At 76.0% G+C, this 2,496-nt stretch carries 2 protein-coding genes; both read right to left on the bottom strand.

The features are described 5' to 3' along the window. Positions 1-1,487, bottom strand: a 1,487-nt coding sequence (locus L0B03_RS16595) for a GAF domain-containing protein (protein ID WP_250447933.1), incomplete at its 3' end; no start/stop codon positions are given. A gap of 104 nt (positions 1,488-1,591) precedes the next feature. After that, positions 1,592-2,496, bottom strand: a 905-nt coding sequence (locus L0B03_RS16590; RefSeq protein ID WP_250447931.1) for a LacI family DNA-binding transcriptional regulator, incomplete at its 5' end; no start/stop codon positions are given.

Raw genomic sequence — 2,496 nt, 5'->3', positions numbered from 1 at the left:
CGGGCTGCGTTCGCGAGGCCCTCGCGCACCACGGCGACGACGTCGTCGGCCCGGGACGTGCCGAGGGCGGCGTCGATCCGGTCGACGTCGCCCTGCTCGACCTGCGCCGAGTCCACGGGGCGGCCGTCGAGGGTGATCGTCAGGCTCGCGGGGACGCCGTAGCAGGCTTGCGCCCCGCGGGCCTCGCGGCGCACCCGCTCGACCAGGGAGGTGGTCTCGTCGGGGCTGTCGAGGGTGCGCACGATGACCCGGATCTGCCGTACGGCCGAGTCCACGCTGTCCCGTGCCCCCTCGAGGACCCCCAGCAGGCCGGGCAGGCGGGCCTCGTCGTCGGCCCGGTGCCGGGCGGTCTCGAGCTGCATGCCCGCGGCGAAGAGCTGCTGGATGGCGAGGTCGTGCAGGTCGCGGGCGATGCGCATGCGCTCGTCGTGCAGCACCGCGGCGTCCTCGGCGTGCCGGGCCTCGGCGAGGACGAAGGCCAGGGCCGCCTGCCCCGCGAAGGACTGCGCCAGGGCCAGGTCGCTCGGGATGAACGGCGACGCCCCGAGCCGGCGCAGCACCATGAGCACCCCGACGCTCTCGCCCGCCGAGCGCAGGGGCGCGTAGAGGGCCGGCCCGTAGCCCCGCAGCTCGGGCATGATCCCCGGGATCCGTGCGAGGGAGGGCACGATCTGCCCGCGACCGCTCCGGAAGGCGCTCCAGGCGCGCCCGGTGCGCGGCAGCACCACGCCGAACAGGTCGTCGTACCCCTGCCCGTCGACGATCTCGAGCACCAGCTCCCCGTCGATCCCCGGCAGGGCCAGGGCGACGGTATCCGCCCCGTCGATCTCCCGGGCCGAGCACGCGACCTGACTGAGCACCTCTTCCTGGTCCGACCCCTCCAGCAGCATGGTCGTGATGCGCTGGCCGGCGGTGAGCCAGCCCTCGCGCCGTCGCTCGACGGCGTAGAGCTCGGCGTTCTGGATGGCCACCGCGGCGGCCGCGGCCAGGGCCCCGACGACGGCCTCGTCCTCGTCGTCGAAGCCTGCTTCCTTCTCGGAGAGGTACAGGTAGCCGTAGACCGCGTCCTGCACGCGGACCGCGGTGCCCAGGAACGAGCCCATGGGTGGGTGCCCGGCGGGCAGGCCCCCGAAGGCCGGGTGCAGGGTGAGGTCCTCGAGGCGCAGGAAGCCCTCGGCCGGGATCTGCCCGAGCACCCCGGTCGAGTGCGGCGGGTGGGCCAGGGCGGCGACCGTCTCGGGGGTCACCCCGCTCTGGACGAAGGTGGTCGAGGCGCCCAGGTCGTCCAGGATGTTGATGGCCCCGTAGCGCGCTCCGGTCATCGCGGTCGAGGCGTCGACGAAGCGCTCGAGGAGGCTCGGCAGGTCGAGGTCGGCTGCGAGGGCCAGGACCGCGCGCAGCAGGTCGGTCGCCGCCGCCGCCGTCGCGGCCGTGGTCGCCCGGTCCTGCGCTGCCGTGGCCGTGGTCGCCCTGTCCTGCCGCCCCATGGTCCCCACCCTCGTCGCTGCGGACGCAGGGCACGGGCCCGCCGCTCCGGGTCCGGTCCGCCGTGTCCAGTGCTGGCCACGGTAGTGCCGCTACCGGAGCCCGGTCACCCCTGGCCCGTCGGCGGCCCGGTCGAGGTGCGAGCACGGAGCGTGGGTTCGAGGACCAGGTGCCGGTCCTCCCGTCGGCCCGCGTCCCGCTCGCCGAGCAGCTCGACCGCAGCCGCCCCGAGGGCCGCACCGCCCTGGTCGAGGCTGGTCAGCCGCGGGCGGACGGTCGTGGCCAGCCTGGTGTCGTCGTAGCCGACCACCGAGAGCCCGCCGGGCAGGTCGAGGCCGGCGTCATGGGCGTGGTCCAGCAGGGCCACCGCGGTCAGGTCGTTGTTGCCCAGCACGGCGGTGCACCCCGCGGCGAGCAGCTCCGTCAGGGCGCCGGCGACCTCCTCGGGCCCCTCGACCGTCCACGTGCGCTCGGCCCCGAGGTCGAGCTCGACCAGGGCCTGCGCGTACCCCTCATGGCGTGCCCGGGCGGTGGGGCGGCGTGAGGTCGTGACGAAGCCGATCTCGCGGTGGCCCAGCTGCGCGAGGTGGGCCACGGCCAGGCGGGCCCCGGCGGCGTCGTGGTTGGCGACCGCATCGACCCCCGCGGGCAGCTCCTCGGGCCGCCCGACGACGACCACCGGGACCTGCCGGGCGCAGGTGGCGAGCACCTCGGGCCTGACCCGCGAGCTGACCACCACCAGGCCGTCGACGTTGAGGGACAGCATCGCCTCGAGGTGGGCCGCGAGCCGGGCGGGGTCCCGTCGGCCGTGGGCGATGAGCGCCCCGAGGCCCTGCCGGGTCGCAGCCTCCTCGACCCCCAGGGCGACGTCGGCGTGGTACGGGTTCGTCAGGTCGGTCACGACCACGCCGAGCTGCCCCGTGCGGCCCTGCACCAGGGCCCGGGCCAGCGCGTTGGACCGGTACCCGAGGGCCTCGGCCGAGGCGCGGATGCGCTCGCGGGTCGCGGCCC

Origin of the sequence: Actinotalea sp. C106 (assembly GCF_023630195.1) — a bacterium.
GTDB lineage: Bacteria > Actinomycetota > Actinomycetes > Actinomycetales > Cellulomonadaceae > Actinotalea.
This window is presented reverse-complemented; position numbering and strand designations above follow the sequence as displayed.